Source organism: Neobacillus niacini (assembly GCF_031456445.1).
Classification (GTDB): domain Bacteria; phylum Bacillota; class Bacilli; order Bacillales; family Cytobacillaceae; genus Neobacillus; species Neobacillus niacini_I.
Genome location: NZ_JAVDUQ010000011.1, coordinates 101269 through 120880, shown reverse-complemented (window position 1 = coordinate 120880; position 19612 = coordinate 101269). Strand labels below are relative to the sequence as shown.

At 39.6% G+C, this 19612-nt stretch carries 20 protein-coding genes; 6 read left to right on the top strand and 14 right to left on the bottom strand.

The genetic code is table 11. From position 1 onward, the window contains the following. A partial coding sequence (locus tag J2Y67_RS11935) for a hypothetical protein (protein ID WP_310174240.1) occupies positions 1–693 on the top strand: 693 nt, incomplete at its 5' end. Here J2Y67_RS11935 and J2Y67_RS11930 read toward each other — a convergent pair. After that, a complete protein-coding gene (locus J2Y67_RS11930; RefSeq protein WP_310174238.1) occupies positions 646–1236 on the bottom strand; it encodes a DUF1836 domain-containing protein in 591 nt (196 codons plus the stop codon). The two genes, J2Y67_RS11935 and J2Y67_RS11930, sit on opposite strands and share 48 nt — an antisense overlap. A gap of 132 nt (positions 1237–1368) precedes the next feature. Between J2Y67_RS11930 and trhA the strand changes: the two genes are divergently transcribed. Further along, complete coding sequence (gene trhA / locus J2Y67_RS11925; protein ID WP_310174236.1) at positions 1369–2016, top strand: PAQR family membrane homeostasis protein TrhA; 648 nt, start codon at positions 1369–1371, stop codon at positions 2014–2016. Between the two features lie 37 nt (positions 2017–2053). Here trhA and J2Y67_RS11920 read toward each other — a convergent pair whose 3' ends face one another. Genes J2Y67_RS11920 through J2Y67_RS11905 form a run of 4 tightly spaced genes read right to left on the bottom strand, consistent with a single transcriptional unit; the run spans position 2054 to position 4611 of the window. After that, the gene (locus J2Y67_RS11920; RefSeq protein WP_310174234.1) at positions 2054–2413 is read right to left on the bottom strand and encodes a DUF488 domain-containing protein; all 360 of its coding nucleotides are present in this window, start codon (positions 2411–2413) and stop codon (positions 2054–2056) included. Continuing rightward, complete coding sequence (locus J2Y67_RS11915) at positions 2413–2643, bottom strand: excisionase family DNA-binding protein (RefSeq protein ID WP_310174233.1); 231 nt, start codon at positions 2641–2643, stop codon at positions 2413–2415. Before J2Y67_RS11915 ends, J2Y67_RS11920 begins: the two co-directional genes overlap by 1 nt. A gap of 7 nt (positions 2644–2650) precedes the next feature. Continuing rightward, positions 2651–3679: a P1 family peptidase gene (locus J2Y67_RS11910; RefSeq protein WP_310174231.1), complete on the bottom strand. Its 1029-nt coding sequence runs from the start codon at positions 3677–3679 to the stop codon at positions 2651–2653. Next, positions 3676–4611 (bottom strand): dipeptidase, encoded by a 936-nt coding sequence (locus tag J2Y67_RS11905; protein WP_310174230.1) that lies wholly within the window; start codon positions 4609–4611, stop codon positions 3676–3678. Before J2Y67_RS11905 ends, J2Y67_RS11910 begins: the two co-directional genes overlap by 4 nt. 154 nt (positions 4612–4765) lie before the next feature. Between J2Y67_RS11905 and J2Y67_RS11900 the strand changes: the two genes are divergently transcribed. Next, positions 4766–5143 (top strand): SET domain-containing protein, encoded by a 378-nt coding sequence (locus J2Y67_RS11900; protein ID WP_310174228.1) that lies wholly within the window; start codon positions 4766–4768, stop codon positions 5141–5143. Positions 5144–5186: 43 nt separating this feature from the next. Here the strand turns inward: J2Y67_RS11900 and J2Y67_RS11895 are convergent, their stop codons facing one another. Beyond that, positions 5187–6503 carry a purine/pyrimidine permease gene (locus J2Y67_RS11895; RefSeq protein ID WP_310174226.1) on the bottom strand — a complete coding sequence of 439 codons (1317 nt, stop codon included), beginning with the start codon at positions 6501–6503 and terminating at the stop codon, positions 5187–5189. Continuing rightward, positions 6504–6863, bottom strand: a complete 360-nt coding sequence (locus J2Y67_RS11890; RefSeq protein ID WP_396954070.1) for a rhodanese-like domain-containing protein — start codon at positions 6861–6863, stop codon at positions 6504–6506. It lies immediately after the preceding gene. A 206-nt stretch (positions 6864–7069) separates the two neighbouring features. Here J2Y67_RS11890 and liaG point away from each other — a divergent pair, with 206 nt between their 5' ends. After that, the gene (gene liaG, locus J2Y67_RS11885) at positions 7070–7921 is read left to right on the top strand and encodes a LiaG family protein (protein WP_310174223.1); all 852 of its coding nucleotides are present in this window, start codon (positions 7070–7072) and stop codon (positions 7919–7921) included. 174 nt (positions 7922–8095) lie between these two features. Here the strand turns inward: liaG and J2Y67_RS11880 are convergent, their stop codons facing one another. Beyond that, positions 8096–9031: a COX15/CtaA family protein gene (locus tag J2Y67_RS11880; protein ID WP_310174221.1), complete on the bottom strand. Its 936-nt coding sequence runs from the start codon at positions 9029–9031 to the stop codon at positions 8096–8098. Between the two features lie 374 nt (positions 9032–9405). Here J2Y67_RS11880 and J2Y67_RS11875 point away from each other — a divergent pair, with 374 nt between their 5' ends. After that, on the top strand, positions 9406–9651 hold the full coding sequence (locus J2Y67_RS11875) for a hypothetical protein (RefSeq protein ID WP_310174220.1): 246 nt from the start codon (positions 9406–9408) through the stop codon (positions 9649–9651). A gap of 180 nt (positions 9652–9831) precedes the next feature. Here J2Y67_RS11875 and J2Y67_RS11870 read toward each other — a convergent pair whose 3' ends face one another. Continuing rightward, entirely contained in the window at positions 9832–12057 is a 2226-nt protein-coding gene (locus J2Y67_RS11870; protein ID WP_310174218.1) for a sensor domain-containing protein, read from the bottom strand. A gap of 263 nt (positions 12058–12320) precedes the next feature. Between J2Y67_RS11870 and J2Y67_RS11865 the strand changes: the two genes are divergently transcribed. Then, a complete protein-coding gene (locus J2Y67_RS11865) occupies positions 12321–12836 on the top strand; it encodes a DoxX family protein (RefSeq protein WP_310174216.1) in 516 nt (171 codons plus the stop codon). A 44-nt stretch (positions 12837–12880) separates the two neighbouring features. Here the strand turns inward: J2Y67_RS11865 and J2Y67_RS11860 are convergent, their stop codons facing one another. The 5 genes from J2Y67_RS11860 to J2Y67_RS11840 form a co-directional block, all read right to left on the bottom strand. Next, positions 12881–14545, bottom strand: coding sequence for a glycoside hydrolase family 13 protein (locus J2Y67_RS11860; RefSeq protein WP_310174214.1), 1665 nt, complete (start codon positions 14543–14545; stop codon positions 12881–12883). Between the two features lie 34 nt (positions 14546–14579). Then, positions 14580–15605, bottom strand: coding sequence for a LacI family DNA-binding transcriptional regulator (locus J2Y67_RS11855; RefSeq protein WP_310174212.1), 1026 nt, complete (start codon positions 15603–15605; stop codon positions 14580–14582). A gap of 253 nt (positions 15606–15858) precedes the next feature. After that, positions 15859–16701, bottom strand: a complete 843-nt coding sequence (locus tag J2Y67_RS11850) for a sugar ABC transporter permease (RefSeq protein ID WP_310174211.1) — start codon at positions 16699–16701, stop codon at positions 15859–15861. A 1-nt stretch (position 16702) separates the two neighbouring features. Beyond that, complete coding sequence (locus J2Y67_RS11845) at positions 16703–17995, bottom strand: carbohydrate ABC transporter permease (protein WP_310174209.1); 1293 nt, start codon at positions 17993–17995, stop codon at positions 16703–16705. A 146-nt stretch (positions 17996–18141) separates the two neighbouring features. Continuing rightward, positions 18142–19410, bottom strand: a complete 1269-nt coding sequence (locus J2Y67_RS11840) for an extracellular solute-binding protein (RefSeq protein ID WP_310174207.1) — start codon at positions 19408–19410, stop codon at positions 18142–18144. Positions 19411–19612 lie beyond the last annotated feature (202 nt).

Genomic DNA, 19612 nt, shown 5'->3' with positions numbered 1-19612 from the left:
TCGTTTTGTCGCCTATCAAGCCTATTGGAGACACTTTCCACCATTTTGCTGCTCGTTTTGTCGCCTATCAAGCCTATTGGAGACACTTTCCACCATTTTGCTGCTCGTTTTGTCGCCTATCAAGCCTATTGGAGACACTTTCCACCAATTTCAAGCTGGTTTTGTCGCCTATTAAGCCTATTGGAGACACTTTCCACCAATTTCAAGCTGGTTTTGTCGCCTATCAAGCCTATTGGAGACACTTTCCACCATTTTGCTGCTCGTTTTGTCGCCTATCAAGCTTATTGGGGACACTTTTCTCGATTTTGCTGCTCGTTTTGTCGCCTATCAAGCCTATTGGAGACATTTTCCACCATTTTGTTGCTCGTTTTGTCGCCTATCGAGCTTATTGGAGACACTTTCCACCATTTTGCTGCTCGTTTTGTCGCCTATCAAGCTTATTGGAGACACTTTCTCCCCATTTGCTGCTCGTTTTGTCGCCTATCAAGCTTATTGGAGACATTTTCTCCCCATTTGCTGCTGGTTTTGTCCCCTATCGAGCTTATTGGAAACATTTTCTTCGAATTCACGCCTGGTTTTGTCGCCTATAGTCCTTGTCTAGCAAGCTATTCACTTTCCAAGAAAAATAAGCGCCATATAGATGGATCATCTATGGCGCTTACCTTCTTTTTCAACCGTTATTCCATCCACTAGCTTTTCAGCGACTCGACGATAAAGATTACTCATATGCACTAAGGAAGAAATCATCAAAACTTCCTCTAAATACGGAGACTTTTCCTCCTGCAGCCCCTTCACTTCTTCTTTTACCGCTTTAATCCGTTCCACAATATCCTGATCAAAATCTTCAACATTCTGAGCAGTAAGATTCAAATAGCTCGAATAAAAAGAGTCTAAATCAATGTCATCCATAATAATTTTTTTATTCATCCCATCCAGAGTGGCCTTGATATCGTTGATGGAAAGACCCCCTTTTAGCTGATAAATCAAACTGATTAAAATGAGATGCTCTTTGGAATATTTTTTATTTTGGATTGGAAAAATAAGTTTTCCTTTTGCATAGTTATTAATCATGGTTTTCGTCAAAACCTTGTCGTCTTCATTCCGTTTCGACTCGCCAAATTTATTTTCAAATAATTGAATCACTTGGTCCATATACAAATCAATCTTTGGAATTTCCTCTAAAGTCAGGCTCGTACCTAATCCAAGCTTCTCAATAATTTGTTTGATATTTTCCATCATAAAAAACCCCGTTCTCAACAATTTCTATTTTAATTATACAGAATCAATTCAGTGTTGACTAGCTCATGTTTTATTAGTATGATTATATGTAGTTATCAAAACTACATGTTGCGTTAGGAGGAGTTAAAAATGATTCAGTATGTTCGCGAACCAATCAATGGATTTACCCATTTAGCAGGGGCCATTTTATCCTTTATTGGCCTATTGGCAATGGTCATCAAAGCATCCATGACCACTCCATCGCCACTTTCGATTGCGGCTGTCATTATTTTTGGAGTCAGTATGATTCTGCTTTATTCTGCATCTGCTACCTATCACATGGTCATTGCCCGTGATAAAGTGATTGCCTTTTTAAGACGACTTGATCATTCGATGATTTTTGTGTTAATTGCTGGAACGTACACACCTTTTTGCTTTATTAGTTTAAATGGAAAAATCGGCTGGATTCTCTTTTCAATTATTGGTGCCGTAGCGATTTGCGGAGTTGTTTTTAAAATGGTTTGGTTTCAATGCCCGCGGTGGATTTCAACCGCCCTCTATATCGCAATGGGCTGGATGATTATCTTTGTTTTCTCTCCCCTTGCAGGTAGTTTGAACCCGTTCGGTTTATTTTTATTAATTCTTGGCGGCATTTTTTATACCATCGGCGGTGTAATTTACGGAGCAAAACCTAAATTTTTGGAACTAAAGTATATGGGCTTTCATGAAATTTTTCATATTTTCATCCTCCTCGGAAGCTTAGCCCACTTCTTATGTGTTTACTTATATGTCATTTAAAAAATCGGCTTGGGCTGCTCCCCAGGCCGATTTTTTATCATCTTCGTTGTAATTCTTCTTGAAAAACGATGGCGTGATTATAGACGGGATCCTTGGCACCGTATAAAAGTGTTACCCGGCCTTTAGCAGCTAATTCGAGTATGTGGTCAACCGCTTTTACCTTTTCTGCATCGTTCCGGAGCTCTTCCACATATTTCATCGTGAACTCTTCAAAAAGCTCGGGTTTATGGCAAAACCATTTTCGCAGCTCGCTGCTCGGTGCCGCATCCTTCAGCCACTCATCAAGTTTCGCCGCTTCTTTTGAGATCCCCCTTGGCCAAAGCCGGTCAATTAAAATACGGTAACCATCTATTTCGTCATACGGGTCATAAATTCGTTTTAAAAAAATTTCAGCCATTAATCCTCATCCTTCACATCAAGATCTTCCGGAATCGGCTCGTTTAAGATTTCCTCGACTAATTGTTTGTATTTTTCCATTTGTCTCAAATGTGTATTGAATTGGTCTTTATAAATTAAATATTCATTCCCATCATAGAGGGCACGAATTTTCCGCTGCTGCACGAGCTTTTCTACAGTTGAAACTGGGACTGATAAATATTCTGATGTTTCTTTTACAGTTAAATACACTTTTCATTCATTCCCTTATAAAATTAAGTTGGTTGACAACGCGGCTAAGCCGCCCCGTTGTTGTTGCAGCTTGAGATAAGGAGTTTAGAATCGCTTCCTCGGCCGCTTCGGCGGCTCCCATAAAAAACTGATTCATTATCGGATGGTCGTCACGAAGCTGTGTGCGCGTTTCTATATGTTCCTCAGCTAAATGCAGAATTTTATGTGCCGTCGAAAAGGCAATCACAATATCCCCGCTTCCATGGCTGAAATGACTACCTGTCCGCCCCAGACCAATCCCGCAGCGCTTGGCCACGCGCTTAAGCTGTCTGTCGCTTAACGGCGCATCTGTCGCTAGAACAAGGATAATCGAGCCGTCAGCCATTTCCGAAAGCGCTTCTCCTTCTAGTAAATAACGCGCCCATTGAAACTCTTCTTTTTTTCCAAAATTACTAAGAACCAGGCAGCCAATGGTATACTCTTCGATTTTTCGTGAAGAAGACCCGATTCCGCCTTTATAGCCGAAGCACACCATTCCCTTTCCAGCACCAACAGCCCCTTCGGTGGCAGGCTCAGCAGTTGCTGTTCGAATGGCTTCCATCGCATGCTCCGGTTTTACCGGGAAGAGCCGAATCGAATTAAGATAGCTGTCATTGCATTCACCAACGACCACATTAATCGTTCCGGTTGTCTCTCCAATTTCAGGATTGTCCTCCAGCATATATTGCAGTACCCCCTGCGCAGCCGCCGGAACTGCAAAGGTATTCGTTAACAGAATGGGGGATTCAAGCACACCTAATTCATTCACTTGGATTAGACCTGTGGTTTTCCCAAATCCATTTAGGACATGGCTGGCTGCCGTTACTTTTTCCCGAAACAAATTTCCGTTATGCGGCAAAATCGCAGTAACTCCTGTACAAGCATACTCATTGCCGGTTGCATCCAAAGGGTAATCCAATGTTACATGTCCAACCATAACGCCATCCACATCGGTAATACAGTTTTTTTCACCTGTTGGAAGCTTCCCGATCGTTAAACCCTTTTCCCTTATTTTCATCGGCCAATTCCCGGTCTCTTGTCAAGAAAGTTTTGACCGGCAAAGCCTTTAACCTCTTCCTCAGAATAATGCTTTAATAATTCATTGATCAGATTTTGACTTTTTGAAGCATTTTCTAAATCGGTGATAAATTCGGCAATGCCATCAAAATCGGAGCCTAGTCCGATTTGTTTTACCCCTCCTAATGAACAAAAATGGTCGATGTGCTTAATAAGATCTGGGATGGTTGCTTCTCCCTCTTCTTTTACAAATGGCGGATTATAAACAACATGAATTAAGCCGCCTTTTTTAAACATTTCCTCCGCCATTTCATCGGTTAAATTGCGGCGGTGGTTACAAACCGTTCTTGAGTTGGAATGGCTGGCAATAGGATATTTTGCAATCTCCATGACATCCCAAAACGCCTGGTCGCAAAGATGGGAAACATCTGTTAGGATTTTATGATCATTATGAAATTTAACAATCTTTTTTCCAAAATGGGTAAGCCCTGCACCGCGTGGTTCCCCTGCTCCATCTGCTGCAAGGTTTGCATTGTTCCAAGTGAGGCCGACGGAGCGTACTCCGAGCTGATAAAGAATATTCAGCTTCGCTAAATCATTGCCAATGGCGTCCACACCTTCAAGGGTTAACATCGCGCCAATCTGACCAAGCTTGAGATTGTCAAAGTCTGACCAATTGCGAATCTGAACCATATCCGGATTCTTCTCGAGAACCTCCTTGTAAAAATAATCAATTTGCTGAATGGCTTCCTGGAATTTTTGATCGGAAGGAATGTCCGGCTCGATAAAAATAGCAAAGCATTGGACTTTCACCTTCCCTGTATGTAAGCGTGTTTTATTCGTCTCCAATTCAGGGGCATCGGCAAAGCGCGGTCTTCCCTTCCCTTCCGAAAGCTTAAGTAATGCATCACAATGCAAGTCGATGATATTCATATTGAAGGCTCCTTTTAAAAAGAAATAAAAGATACACTCATTATACTTCTCTTCCACGCAAAATACAGGTACCCGGATTAAGAGTAAAAATATTTGCTTTTATCCATACTAACTGTCAAGCTAAGAAGAAAAGAACTTGAAATAGGAGATTAATATGATTGAGATTAAGACTTCAACCATCAGTGCCGGAGAATTTAATCGAGGAGTATTTGCCACTCGTGATATTGCTAAAGGGGAACTCATCCATGAAGCCCCGGTCATTTCTTATCCGAATGAAGAACATGAACACATCGAAAAGACGCTTCTCGCGGATTATGCCTTTGAGTATGGAAAAAACCACACAGCCATTCTATTAGGATACGGGATGTTATTTAACCATTCCTACACACCAAATGCCAGGTATGAAATTAACTTTGATAATCACACCTTTGACTTCTATGCCTACAAAGATATTAAAGCAGGAGAAGAAATCTTCATTAATTATAATGGCGACGTCGATATTGACGACCCATTGTGGTTTGATCAAGAATAACAAAGAAATCCTCTCAGCACTATTGCGAGAGGATTTCTTTGTTCTAGTTCATATTCGCAGCAGCATCCTTTTTCTCCCGAAATACCGCATGTTCTAAAAGTAAACATAAAATTAGTCCTACGAGTAAGCCGTTAGCGATGATATTTCGCAGCCATGGCGCAGCCGTTTCAAATGCTTCTGTCGGGACAAACATCATGCCAATCCCAACCATTAATGAAAGCCCCATTACTAATAAATTTCTCTGTGATGGAACTTGTCCCATTAGATCGCGGATACCAAAGCCCATCATTTGAGAAAAAGGAATAAATAAGGAAGCATAGGCTACTTCCATTGGCAATTTTGAAAAAAACTCGCCGAAATACGGAAAAAAGCTGGAAATCACAATCAACATCGCCCCAACCATAAGCGGGCTTTTCGCTTTAATCCCCGTTGTGCTGATAAATCCGGCTGAAACGGATAAGGGGACAACTCCTACAACCGAAAAGATTCCCGAAAGAAATAAGTTAACCCCGTTTCCGAAAATCCCCTTTGAATATTCATGTGCCTGGATTTCTCTTTCGATGGCGATTCCCACAACGAGGATACTTGCAATAACATTCGAAATTAAAATAATAGCGGTAATCACAGACGTTAAGACAATCCCAAAATCAAATTGCGGTGTACCCCAGGCAAATAAATTCGGAACAGCAAACCAGTCTGAAGGCTCGTACGATTTTCCGGGATGAATAAGTCCTAAAAAATAAAATAATCCCCAGCCAATTACAATCCCAACTAAAGGACCCATGCTTTTCAAAATCCCTTTTGCCTTCAAGGAAAAAAGCAGAATTACGATGACCTCTATAAAACAAACGCCAATAATTTCCCCATTTAAATGACTGGTTTCAGTAATTCCGAGCATGCTTTTAAAAAAAGAACCGCTCATTTGACTGACAAGTAAAATTAAATAGACACCGGTAACAATTGGAGTAAACAGATTTTTTATTTTCCCGACGATTGGTAAAAATCCTAAAATGGCTAAAATAACACCGGCAATGATCAGGCCCATTTCTAATTGCTGCAATAAATGCCCTTTTTCGGATGGGGCACTCATGGCACCAAGAACAATAAATAAAGCCCACCACATTCCCGCGGCCCCTTCAACGACCTGCAGGCGATGTCCAATGAACAGCTGAACTAAGGTAGCTGCTCCGGATACAAACAGCATGCGCTGCATAAAGGTTGAAATTTCAGCGGGAGACATACGAAAAGCTTCCCCGACGACTACAGGGACGGCAATAATATTGGTAAGCATGAAGACCGCCCACTGAATGCTTTGAATACCAGTCAAAAACCCGCTTCTTTTTTTTGTTAAATCATTCATTTATTTTTTTTCCAGTGATTTTTGATATTCCTTCCATGCCGTTAGACCACCATCTAAAACTTTTACTTTATAATCAAGGCTGCTAAGGATATTCGCACATTTTGCTGCTGAATTTCCGGTAGTACAGGTTACAATAATCTCATCTTCTTTTGAAAGGGATAATTTCGCATCCTCTTTTGTTTCCTCCGCTTCAAAAATGATCGTTTTAGGAATGTTTAAACTCTCCATTTGAGGGGCAGATATGTGTTCAGCCTGAAATTTTTCTTCCGCTCTGACATCGAGGAGAAAAACCTTTTCATTTCGTTTTAATCGTTCATGTAATTCTTTTGGCGTAATTTTTTCCGTTAACAACTTAAACACCTCCATTACAAAGAATATCACAAATTCTAATAAATTGAAGTATTTCGACGTCCAAAATATTACCATTTACAATTCATTTTAAAAGTCCTTAGTTCTATACGTCTTAAGTCTTAAAAATAATTAAATCTCCAGTGCATTGTGGAAATCCCCTTTCCCCTATATGATGTCACTAGAGATAAAAATTGGAAATAAGAAAGGGGAAAAGTATGAAAAGAATTGTAATTTTATTATTGATCATTACCGGTTTATATATTATTTTTCAACAATCGTTGCGGTTCGATTGGTTTTTAGCGGGGAATCGGGAAGGAAAGGCAGCTATTTCGAGTGATATTCATGTCATTAAAGTAGATGTTTCGGCTGTAAATGCTGATATTATCCCAGAGGATCGGATGAATTTAAAAGCCGTTCTTGATGGAAATGGCAAACTGACCGTGAAGGAAGACGGGGATACAGTCGTGGTAACCGTGAAAAAGAAATGGTTTGACTGGTTTGATTGGGCTCCATTTACAAAGAAATCGTTAAAAATCTATGCCCCTGAAAGTTATCATGAGAATATGGAAATCGATTTGGGATCCGGAAATCTTAACTATTCGGGGAAATCCATGAAATTAGATGAATTATCAGTCGGTATTGGATCAGGAAATATGAATCTTAACAACCTTACCGTCCATCATTTTATCCATGACGGTTCATCAGGTAATGTTCATATCAATTCATTAACCACCAAAACCGGTTCATTTGATCTTAGTTCAGGAAATCTCGATATTCAACATTATATAGGTAAAATAAACGGAGATGTTTCATCCGGAAGAGCGAAAATCCAGGTAGACAAATTAACAGATTCAATTGATCTTGATTTAAGTTCCGGTATTGTCGATCTTGACCTGCCAAATAATGCTGACTTTAATTTAGACGGGGAAGTGAGCAGCGGGACTATTTCCTGTGATTTTCCTTTGAAATCCAAAGAATTTAATCGAAAAAGCATTAAAGGAACACATGGCAACGGAGAACATAAAATCAATTTGTCCGTTTCAAGCGGAAAAATTGATATTCATTAGGAAAAAAGCGTTTGGATTTTTGATATCCAAACGCTTTTGAATTTATCAGCGTATTTTTCACTTTTATCAGCGAATCTGAGCAATTTATCAGCGAATCAAGACAATTTATCAGCGAATTTAAGTGTTTTATCAGCGATTCAAAGAAAGCAACAATCATTTAGAACCGGAAGCTTTTCAAAAACTCCCTCGTTGCCCATGCTCTTCCACTTTGGGCTTAAACGCAGGTCCTGTTTTAATAGACAAATTCCCCGCATAAACCCTTGCTTCCATAACAAAAGCGAACAAAGCAGTAGCAATGGCCAGATGGAAAACAGCCCATGGAAGATCAAGCTTTGTGATAATGACCATTGCGCCAATCACGAGCTGTAAAAGCACTGTAAAGGCACACAGCAGCATGCGTCTCCTTAAAGCTCGGCCCCATTTTTTTGAAAAAGCATAATAGGTTACAAAAAGAAGGTAAAGTGCCGTGACAACAGCTAACCCTCTATGAATCGATTGGAACAGCTCTGGTGTTGTCCCCGGGAAGATCGATTGCCTGCAGCCAAGCCAGCCACAGGCCAGCCCATATGTTTCATGCTTGATAAAAGCTCCAAATCCAAGTGTTAAAAGGGTAAGACCCAGCACGATGTTTAAATGAAACATAATCGATTTCTGAACACGGAGATGAATCTGATTGACCTGTTGCGCACCATCTAAATAAGGATACCTCCATATCCATATTAAACATCCCATAAAAAGCATAGCAATTAATAAATGAATGGTAATGATAATCGAAGGCAGGTCGCGTACCACAACCACTGCACCAAGAAGAACCTGAACCGTGAGCAGCCCGAGCATTGTAAAGGATACAATACGAGCCATAAAACCCAGCTTGGAACGGAGAATTTGGAAAAATAACAGTAATGAAAGACCGCCAAGTAAGGCTCCTATCACCCGATGCAGGTACTCAATCAATGTAGCTCCTTTTAAGGATGGAACAATTTCACCATTACACATCGGCCATTCCGGGCCGCACCCCATACCGGAATTCGAAGAAGCCACATACCCGCCAAAAACAATTAAAAAATAGGTAAGTAAAATAGTCAGCAATGCTAAATTTCGTTTGTTCAACCTTCATCCCCCTGTATTGAATATTTTGAATCTAGGAACAATTTACCAAAATAAGACAACCATTTCGGTGATATGTATCACGTTACCCGAGGAATTCTCCAATAAACCTTCCGACACCGTTTTACATTACTCACCCGCTATGAAAGGTATTGTTATAAAGTAACTAAAATATTCCACCCCACATAAGGTATAATGCCTTGTGTTTTTCTACTATGGAAGGAGAGTTACGAATGTACTATAACCCTTTTCATTACCCAATTTATCCTCCCGTATCTGCCTACCCTGGTTATTATGTAAACCACCCCATACCGAGAACGTATCCTCCCGTTGACATAAAAATATTTTCAAATTCAGTGAAGTCCTTTCGCCTCTTAATGGAACAGGGAAGTATTTTATTAGACCGTTTAGGGGATGCCGGATTTGCTCAGAAAATGATGACAGTCGCCCAACAGGGGAAAAAAGCGGAGGTCGACCAGTTAATAAAATCCATTGGCTTGAAAGTCCCTGTGATTACTAAGTTTACTCCCTCCGGTATAATCTTTGAGCTCATCACCCAAGCCACCCAGCAAGCACCGATGAGTTGCTGCACTTTAACCGTTTCCATGAAATGGGGAACATAGCTTATTAAATATGAATTACCTATTCTAAAAAACCCACATAAGAGTACAATGATTTTTATAGTTTAAAAGAGTGAAGGTGATTCAACTTTGGAGGAGAATTCCTACAAATATAAATAAGAAAAGCGCAAGCGCCAGCTGGTGTGGGTCATAACCTAATTATGTAAAAAAGCAGTGTTTCTCTTATCCGAGAGAGACACCGCTTTTTTTCCTAATATATTCAGCCATTTCTTTTGCAGGAACTGGCTTGCTATAAAAATAGCCTTGACCAACCTCACAATGATTATCCCGTAGAAACTGTACTTGTTCCTCTGTTTCAATCCCTTCAGCAATAACGGTAAACTGCAGATTATTCCCCATATCGATAATCGTTTTTACCATCATTCCTTGGTTGGAGTGATACAGAATATCGTCTACAAATGATTTATCAATCTTGATTTTATCAATAGGAAGATGCTTTAGATAACTTAATGAAGAATACCCTGTTCCAAAATCGTCTACCGACAGCAGCACGCCAATTTCCTTCAATTGATTAAGGATAATTGTAGACTGTTCGATATTTTGCATGATGCTTTCTGTAATCTCCAACTCTAGAAATCTGCCTTCCAATCCAACCTGATCCAATATCTCAGAAATATAGTCGATTAAATGATCATCCTGAAACTGCCGAACAGATATATTTACTGCAATCAGAACAGCTTGTAACCCCGCCTTCTGCCAGGCACTCATTTGCTCACAAGCTTTTCTGATAATCCATTTTCCTAATGGAACGATTAAACCTGTTTCTTCAGCAAGCGGGATAAACTCGGATGGTGAGACAAATCCAAACTTAGAATCGTGCCAGCGGATTAATGCCTCAATCCCCACTACTTTTCCAGTTTTCAATTCAATTTGCGGTTGATAATACAGCTCTAATTTTTCCTGTTCAAATGCTTTTCGGAGACGGTTTTCTATTTCCATTTTCCGATCCGAATTTCCATTAAAAGCAGTGGAATAGAATTGATAATTGTTCCCTAGCTCTTTTGCTTTGTACATGGCTGTGTCAGCATGTTTAATTAACATTTCCTCATCTTGTCCATCCGAAGGGTATAGACTGATCCCAATGCTCGGTGTGACAAAAAATTCTTGGCCATTGATATGAAATGGAATGGAAAAGTCCTCAAGTATTCTTTTCGCTATCTCTATCACACGTTCTTTTTTCAGTTCTTCTAAAACAATAATAAACTCGTCGCCACCTTGTCTTGAAACCAAACCCTCTTGTTGGACTGAGTTTTCCAGCCTGTTGGCTACTTTTTGGAGGATTAAATCTCCAACGGTATGTCCTTTTGTATCATTAATAATTTTAAATCGATCTAAATCCAGGAACATAACGGCCAGACATTTGGTTCCATTTCGATTTAATACTTTGTTTAAATGTTTTTTAAATTTATTTCGATTTGGCAGCCCCGTCAATGTATCATAGAAGGCCATCGTTTGAATTGTCTTTTCCGCCTTCTTTCGTTCTGATATATCCCTGCCTACGATCTGCTTAGCCAGCCTTCCTTCAATTAAAATCGTTGTTGCCGTCATTTCTACATCAATTGTTTGTCCATCTATCCGCTTCACTTGGAACTCATGTCTAATTTTTTTATCATTGCGGTCCAAGACATTTTCTTTCACTTTAAACATGTTAAAAATCTCTGGAGGGACAAAGTCCAAAACAGCCCTTCCAATAATCTCATCAGGATTTTTTGCACCAACAAGCTTGGAGCCCGTTTCATTTATATAATCGATTACTCCTCCGCTTGTAACTGCAATAATGTCCGGTGACATTTCTACTAAACTTCGGTAACGTTCTTCACTTTCTTTGCGGTCTGTAATATCAAATAGAACACTATTAAAATCTACAAATTTCCCTTTTTGATCAAAGGTTGGAAAACCTCTGTCAAGAATCCAGCGTACCTCCCCGTCCGGTCGAATAATCCGATATTCGCTCGTAACCGTTTCTCCCAACGCAATTTTCCGTTTTCTTTCCGCTATTACCGGCAAATCCTCAGGAAAAATCACCTTTTCCCAAAGAGATTGGTCATGGTAAAAATCGTCTAATGAATACCCATATAATTTTTCAATCCCTGGAGTGATTAATAATGTGTCGGTGATTAAGTCATGAGACCAGATGGCAGTATCAAATGTATCGAATATATTTTTTAGCTTTTGCTTATTTTCCATTAATTCTTTGGTCGTCTTCTTCATCACCTTTAACGTGGAAAAAAAAACGGTTAAAGGACATAGCAAAACGAAAATAGAGGTATAGCTAAAAAGGTGAACAGACGAAAAAATGGCCTCTCCAATTTCGTTTAGGAGCTCTATGACAATCAGGACACAAATAAAAATCCAATTATACTGATATTTTTTCTGATTTTTGTTCATTTATTAGCCTACTTTCACTTGTAATCCTTATTTTAAAATAACAAATATTTAAAAAAATCTCAATCTACCTTTTTTTTCATCTAAGAATCGTAGTATTGGATGCAATTAAGAATGAAATCTGTCTCGCTAACAAACCCATTCAACAGTTTGTCAAAACATTTCGAACAAACGGTGAACTTAATCATATCAATAGGTTAAAAAGATGGCAGGCGAATAAATTGTAGTATAAAGAATCAATAAAAAAATGAAAGGTGGAATGAGTTATGTTTAATCAATTTTTACGGGAAAATAAAAGCGCTACCGTCATTTTAACGATCTTACGTTTATACTTGGGCTACTCTTGGTTCACTGCAGGTTTACACAAAGTAATGGGAGGATTCGACGCAACTGGCTATTTAAAAGGAGCGATTGCTAACCCTGTAAAAGGTCCTGAAGGAGAGGTGGTATTCGGCTGGTTTGTAGGTTTCTTAAAAGGATTTGCCCTTCCAAATGTTGATTTATTCAATATTCTCGTACCATGGGGAGAACTATTCATTGGACTTGGATTAATTTTAGGCTGCTTTACCACTGCTGCTATTTTCTTCGGATTAATGATGAACTTCACTTTCTTCCTAGCAGGTACAGTATCTCACAATCCAAGGGACATATTCCTAGGCTTCATCATCCTAGCCGCTGGATATAACGCCGGTAAAATTGGCTTAGACCACTGGGTTATTCCTTTCATCCGAAAAACTACTAAAAACCGAATCGAAAAAGAAAAGCCTAAAGCAGTATCTTAATAGAGATTTAAAAAGCGGAGGTACGTATAACCCTCCGCTTTTTTCTATAATCGATAGACTCTTGTTTCGTATGGTCTTAACATGATTTTCTTAAGTGGTTCATGCTTCTCTAATTTATAGTTGTTTAAAAGTAAGTTTTTATGATCAAATACAATGCCGAGTGCCTCCGGTATGTCGGCGGACCGGTCAGAAAGATTGGCCATCACAACCACCCGGTCTTGCGATAATGTTCTTGTGTAGGCATAAATCTGCGGATCTTCCGCCAATAACAAATCATACGCCCCATAAGTAAACACTTCGTTCGCTTTTTTTAACTGAATCATTTTTTTATAAAAATTCAAGACAGAATCTGGAATCTTCTCTTGGCCGGCAACATTGATAGCTTGATAATTGGGATTGACCTTCATCCAAGGTGTACCAGTAGAAAAACCTGCATTTTGTTCAGCAGACCATTGCATCGGTGTACGGGAGTTATCACGGCTTGACGCCCAAATGATCCTCATAATTTCTTCATGTGGAACACCGGCTGCCGTTTTCAAGTAATAAAGATTTTTCGTTGCAACATCGTCGTAATCATCGATGGAATCAAACTTTACATTGGTCATCCCAATTTCCTGCCCCTGGTAAATAAAAGGAGTTCCCTGCATCAAAAAGTACATCGCCGCAAATGCCTTTGCACTTTCCTGCCAATATTCCTGGTCATTTCCCCACGTGGAAACAACCCGGGCCTTATCATGATTCTCGATAAATAGGGCATTCCATCCCTTACCTTCAAGTCCTTTTTGCCAGCGCGATAAAACGCCTTTTAGTTCAACCATATCCAGTTCTTTTTTCAACTCCGCATCCCAAAGGTTGAGGTGCTCGAATTGAAAGACCATATTGAATTTCCCCTGCTTCTCATCGACCCAAAGCTCAATATCGTCAACTGACACGCCATTCGCTTCGCCAACAGTCATAATGTCATATTTCGCAAAGGTTTCCTTTTTTAACTCTTTTAAAAAGGTGTGAATCCCTTTTACATTCATATGTTTATCAAAGGAAGAGACATATTTTACGCCTTCTGGATTTGGCATATTCTCTAGACCCGGTTCCTTTTTAATATGGCTGATGGCATCCACACGGAAGCCGTCGATTCCTTTTTCAAGCCACCAATTGATCATTTCATAAAGGGAATTCCGCACCTCGGGATTTTCCCAATTCAGATCAGGCTGCTTTCGAGAGAATATATGTAGAAAATATTGATCCGTTTTCTCATCATATTCCCATGCTGATCCGCCAAAAATGCTTTCCCAATTATTCGGCTCTTCCCCATTTTTTCCATCACGCCAAATATACCAATCCCGTTTTGAACTTTCCTTAGAAGAACGGGATTCAATAAACCATGGATGTTCATCACTCGTATGATTGATCACTAAATCAAGGATTAATTTCATACCACGGCGGTGAACTTCTTGTAAAAGTTGGTCAAAATCAGCCATCGTCCCGAATTCATCCATGATTTGTTGATAATCGCTAATATCATAGCCATTGTCATCGTTCGGAGATTTGAACATGGGGCAAACCCAAATGACATCAATCCCCAACCCTTTTAAATAGTCCAATTTTGCGATAATCCCCTGGATATCTCCAATCCCATCCCCATTTGAGTCCATAAAACTCCGGGGATATATCTGATAGGCAACCGCTTCTTTCCACCATAATTTATTCATATTCTTTCCTTCCCCAATCGTACTTTTACCCTTGTTACTTGATCGGATCTGAACAAGAAAGACGTTCGACCAATTTGTGAGCGATAATAATCCGTTTTGTCGGTTCTTTACTATTTTCAATCAATTGGATCAAGCTCTTTGATGCCTGATAGCCAAGGTCAAAGATATTTATATCAACAGATGTTAACGGCGGTTTTGACATCTCCGCCAAAAGAACATTATTAAAGCTGACAATGGAGATATCTTCGGGAACCCTTATCCCTAATTCATCAAGCATATTTAAAACACCCAGCGCCATAAAATCATCTGCGACGACCAGTGCTGTTGGGCGTTCTTCAAGTGACATTAACTCCCTTACTGCCTCTTGTCCGCCTTCTCGTAAAAATTCCTCGTGAATAATATATTCATTTTTCAAAGGAATATTGGCATTCCTTAGCGCCCTCTCGTAACCTAAAAGCCGCTCAACCGTTACCGTCAGTTCAAGACTCCCGCCGATAAAGGCAATTTGGCTGTGCCCGTGCTGAATTAAATATTCAGTTGCTTCTTTCATTGCCCGGAAATTATCATTATCAACATGGGTAATTTCTTCTACATCCTTATAGGGCTTTCCAATCAGTACAAATGGAAATTCTCTCTCCTTTAAAAAAGAAATCACCTTATCCTCTACCTTGGAATTTAGAAGAATGACACCATCCACACTTTTTCCCTGGACCATGCGAATGACTGCATCGAGGATTTCTTTTTCTGTCTTTCCCGTTGTCAAGGCAATCGCATATTGTTTTTCATGGGCACCTTCACTGATACCTTGTAAAACCGTAGGGAAAAACGGGTTTTGGAAAACTACATCGCCTGAACTTGGCATCACAAGCCCGATTGTTTGCGTGGATTGGCTAGCCAAATTCCGTGCATTTAAGTTCGGGTGATACCCTAATTGCTCCATCGCCTTTTTCACTTTTTGTGAGGTTGCTTTACTAATCCGGGGATTATTGGCAATAACCCTCGATACGGTAGACGGGGCCACATTCGCAAGCTTTGCTACATCTTTAATCGTTACAGTCATCTATTTCACCCCACTTTATTTAGAAATGCGTAAGCGCCTTGGTCAGCCCCGATATAGGGAGATTTATCGACTGGCAATCGTAGAGAAGCCAGAGATTAGTCTCCCTTAATGCGTACAGAAAGCGTTAGCTTTCTGTAGCCAAGCACAAGACAAGCCGGCCGAAAGGTTGTTCTTTAACCTTTTGGACGGATTGGCTTGTGACCTCGAGGGGCTAGGCGCTGAAGCTGGACAATTCTCAAAGATTAAAATGATTTTAACCTTTTGTACCTCCAGCGGTTAAACCTGAAACAAAGTAGCGCTGGAAGGATAAGAAAAGAATCGCTATTGGTACGGCAATCAATACAGCTCCAGCTGCAAAGGTCGTAAATTCAGCACCAAACTGTTTTGCAACGAGATCATATAATCCTACTGCTAATGTATAATTTTTTTCCGTTCTTAGCAAAATGCTCGCGATGATAAAATCAGCAAAAGGTGCAATAAAAGCGAATAATGCAACAACTGCAATCATCGGTCTTGCAAGCGGTATCACAATTTGGAAAAAGATTCGTAAATGACCGGCCCCATCAATTTTCGCCGATTCATCCAACTCTTTTGGAATCGTATCTAAGTATCCTTTCATCAGCCAAGTATTCATCGGAATTTGACCGCCGACATACACACAAATAAGTCCAATATGTGTATCAATCAAGCCAGTCAATGTTGCTAAAATATAAATAGCGATAAGCGCTGCAAAGTTTGGAATCATCTGCAGGATTAGAAACGTCATTAAACCGTTCTTTCTCCCTACAAACCGGTACCTGGAAAAAGAATAAGCAGTCAGACTGACGATGATAACGGTAAAGACCATCGTTAAAATACTAACCTTTAATGAATTGATATACCAGAATACATAGTTGCTTTTATCGAGATCAAACAGATGTTTGTAATGACTTAGGGTAGCATGTTTGGGAATGATGCTCGACCCTGATAAACTTTGACCGGGATTAAATGAGGATCCGATAATCCATGCGAGTGGATACAAAATTAGGACGAACATAATTAAGATGATCAGATAAGTTAACGTCAGCCGAACGAAATTTTGTCTTTTCGTATTCATATTACATCATATCCTCTTCTTGGAATGACTTTGTTCTCTTAAACTGCCAAAGCGCAACGGTAATAACAATCACGGATAATAGTAAGGTTAACGTGGCAGCCTTCGAGTATTGTGCTGAAGTCATGGTCAAACGATAAATCCATGAAATGAGAATGTCTGTGCCGCCAGCGTTTTGACCGGTAACTGCCGGGCCGCCGCCATTAAATAAATAGATGATATTAAAGTTATTAAAGTTAAAGGTATACTGTGTAATGATGACAGGAGCAGTGGCGAACAGCACCAATGGCAAGGTAATATTTTTAAACTTTTGAAAGTTATTTGCTCCGTCAACTGTTGCCGCTTCATAAAGATCGGCAGGGATAGATTGCAGCACCCCAGTTGTCATCGCAAAGATGAACGGAAAACCAAGCCAGGTTTGAATGAAAATCAAGGCAATCCTTGTATATACTTTTTCCGTCATCCATGGGAGACCATCGATTCCGAAAAATCCAAGAATATCTCGGTTAATGGCACCGAAGGATTCGTTAAACATCCCGGCAAAAACAAGAATGGATACAAATGCCGGTACAGCCCATGGCAAGATAAATACGGTACGGATGAGTGCTTTTCCTTTGACATCCTTTTGGTTCACAATCACGGCAAGGAAAATTCCTAAAGCAACCTGAAGTGTAGTGGCAACAAATGTCCACACCAATGTCCAGGCCAATACGGAGAAGAAGGTTTGCCGCCAAATATCGATTTCAAAGATTTCCGCAAAGTTCTTGAATCCGACCCAGTCCACCAGTTTCGCAGGAGGTGTATGGTAAAGGTCATAGTTAGTGAAGGCTAGCAACACAACGAAAATAATCGGAAAAATAACAACGAAGACTAATAGTAAAAAACCAGGTGACATAATTAAGTATGGAAATCCCTGATCAACAAGATTACGATATTGTTCCTTGATGGTACTGATTGGTTCTTGGCTATCGTGTTTTTTCCCTACCTTATAGGCATCACGCAAATTAAATAGATAGAATCCAAGACCAAAAATAATGACGATGACCGATAAAATGCCATAAACGAGTAAGAAAATCGAATGATCTTCCGGAACAATTTCACCTAATGTAATTAAACCCCATAGTCCAATGTTAATTAAATCTTTAAAGACATATGCAAATGCCGCACTCAGAATAAGAAATGAAAATCCTTTTAAAAATTGTTTGTTGTACAATTGCCCGATTCCAGGAATAATGGATAGAATTAGTGCTAATTTACGGTGGCTGGTTGGATAGGATTCAGAAACAGTTTTCGGCATCCCCTCGCACCCCTTTCAGTATGTACTTTATTTTCAGATGCTTTGTCAGAAAAAAATATGTTCCTTTCTCACAGAGCATCTGATGAGTTTCTTCTATTATTTAAGACAGCAGCACCTCAGGGGGAAGAGGTACTGCTGAGAAACCATTACTTAGAAGTTTTGATATTTGCTTGAATTTGTTTTACAGCATCATCAAGTGCATTTTTAGGAGTTGCTTTACCCGTTACAACCGTTTGAAGAGAATCAGCCATTGGCTTCCAAACTTGACCCATTTCAGGAATGTTTGGCATTGGCACAGCGTATTGAGATTGCTCAGCAACCGCTTTGGCACCTTCGTTATCTTTAATGGCTGGATCATCCAGTAATGCCTTGTTCGTTGGAACTTCAGCCGTTTGTTCGAAACGGTATTTCGCGTTTTCATCATTTGTAATAAATTCTAAAAATTTCGTTGCCCATTCTTGCTTTTTAGAATAAGCAGAAACATGCCATCCTTTTACACCCATGAACGTTTTAATATGTTCCCCATTTGGCATGGTAGGAAGTACACTCATCCCAATTTTGATGCCGGCATCCTGGTATGGTTTATATGCCCATGGTCCGTTCATAACGGAAGCTACTTTTCCTTCCGTGAATAGTCCGTCTAAAGCCGAACCGCCATTTTCACCAATGATACCTTTCGGGAATAATCCTTCTTTATACCATTTTTGGATATATTCAGTTCCTTTAACAGCACCCTCGTTGTTTAAACCAATGTCATTTGGATCAAGTGTTCCATTATTGTTTTTGAACACATATCCACCCATTCCGCCAATGATTCCATGTGCGAAATAGAAGTTATCCCAAAGCGCTAAGAAACCGTATTTTCCGCCTTTAGTAAAATCCTTTGAAAATTTGTACACTTCATCCATCGTTTTTGGTGGTTCTGACATTAAGTCCTTATTGTAAATGAAAACAGGTGTTTCAGAAGACTTCGGAAGTCCGTAAAGCTTACCTTTGTAAGTTTCTGCATCAATAGAAGATTGAGAGAATGTATCGGTTACACTTTTATCCACTTTTAACTCAGCGATTAAACCTTCCGTTGCTACCTGACCAATTTGATCATGTGGTAATGTAACAATATCCGGGCCTGTATCAGCCGGTCCGTCAAGACGTAATTGATCACGCATTTTTGTTGCCATTTCAACTTCTTTGTATTCAATTTTGATTCCATATTTCTTTTCAAAATCAGCTGCAACCTTTTTCAACCAGCCTGATTTATCTTTATCTTCCCAAACGACTAATTTTTCCGGTTTAGCTGTGGTTTCTTCTTTTTTGCCATTATCTTTGGTGCTTGAAGCGTCTCTTTTTGGGCCGCATGCCGCGAGAACACCTAGCATTAAGACAAGCATCATAAAAATCGAAAGTCCTTTTTTCATTTCTACCCCTCCTGTTTTATGTAAGATATAAATTTGTGGTGTGCTTTTATTTTCACCAAAATACTATAGCGCTTCCATTTTAGGAAAACGGTTGCACAACCTACTTTCATTATAAGTGGATTACTAAATTTTACAACTACTTTTTTGAAAATATTTTTAATATTTTTTGATAAATGGTAAAACTAAATTCTACTAAAAATAG

Bases quoted from the DNA above. Each gene is read 5' to 3' on its own strand.
- J2Y67_RS11930 (WP_310174238.1), bottom strand. From the start codon at position 1,236: ATGGAAAATATCAAACAAATTATTGAGAAGCTTGGATTAGGTACGAGC.
- trhA (WP_310174236.1), top strand. From the start codon at position 1,369: ATGATTCAGTATGTTCGCGAACCAATCAATGGATTTACCCATTTAGCA.
- J2Y67_RS11920 (WP_310174234.1), bottom strand. From the start codon at position 2,413: ATGGCTGAAATTTTTTTAAAACGAATTTATGACCCGTATGACGAAATA.
- J2Y67_RS11910 (WP_310174231.1), bottom strand. From the start codon at position 3,679: ATGAAAATAAGGGAAAAGGGTTTAACGATCGGGAAGCTTCCAACAGGT.
- J2Y67_RS11905 (WP_310174230.1), bottom strand. From the start codon at position 4,611: ATGAATATCATCGACTTGCATTGTGATGCATTACTTAAGCTTTCGGAA.
- J2Y67_RS11900 (WP_310174228.1), top strand. From the start codon at position 4,766: ATGATTGAGATTAAGACTTCAACCATCAGTGCCGGAGAATTTAATCGA.
- J2Y67_RS11895 (WP_310174226.1), bottom strand. From the start codon at position 6,503: ATGAATGATTTAACAAAAAAAAGAAGCGGGTTTTTGACTGGTATTCAA.
- liaG (WP_310174223.1), top strand. From the start codon at position 7,070: ATGAAAAGAATTGTAATTTTATTATTGATCATTACCGGTTTATATATT.
- J2Y67_RS11875 (WP_310174220.1), top strand. From the start codon at position 9,406: ATGGAACAGGGAAGTATTTTATTAGACCGTTTAGGGGATGCCGGATTT.
- J2Y67_RS11870 (WP_310174218.1), bottom strand. From the start codon at position 12,057: ATGAACAAAAATCAGAAAAAATATCAGTATAATTGGATTTTTATTTGT.
- J2Y67_RS11865 (WP_310174216.1), top strand. From the start codon at position 12,321: ATGTTTAATCAATTTTTACGGGAAAATAAAAGCGCTACCGTCATTTTA.
- J2Y67_RS11860 (WP_310174214.1), bottom strand. From the start codon at position 14,545: ATGAATAAATTATGGTGGAAAGAAGCGGTTGCCTATCAGATATATCCC.
- J2Y67_RS11855 (WP_310174212.1), bottom strand. From the start codon at position 15,605: ATGACTGTAACGATTAAAGATGTAGCAAAGCTTGCGAATGTGGCCCCG.
- J2Y67_RS11850 (WP_310174211.1), bottom strand. From the start codon at position 16,701: ATGAATACGAAAAGACAAAATTTCGTTCGGCTGACGTTAACTTATCTG.
- J2Y67_RS11845 (WP_310174209.1), bottom strand. From the start codon at position 17,995: ATGCCGAAAACTGTTTCTGAATCCTATCCAACCAGCCACCGTAAATTA.
- J2Y67_RS11840 (WP_310174207.1), bottom strand. From the start codon at position 19,410: ATGAAAAAAGGACTTTCGATTTTTATGATGCTTGTCTTAATGCTAGGT.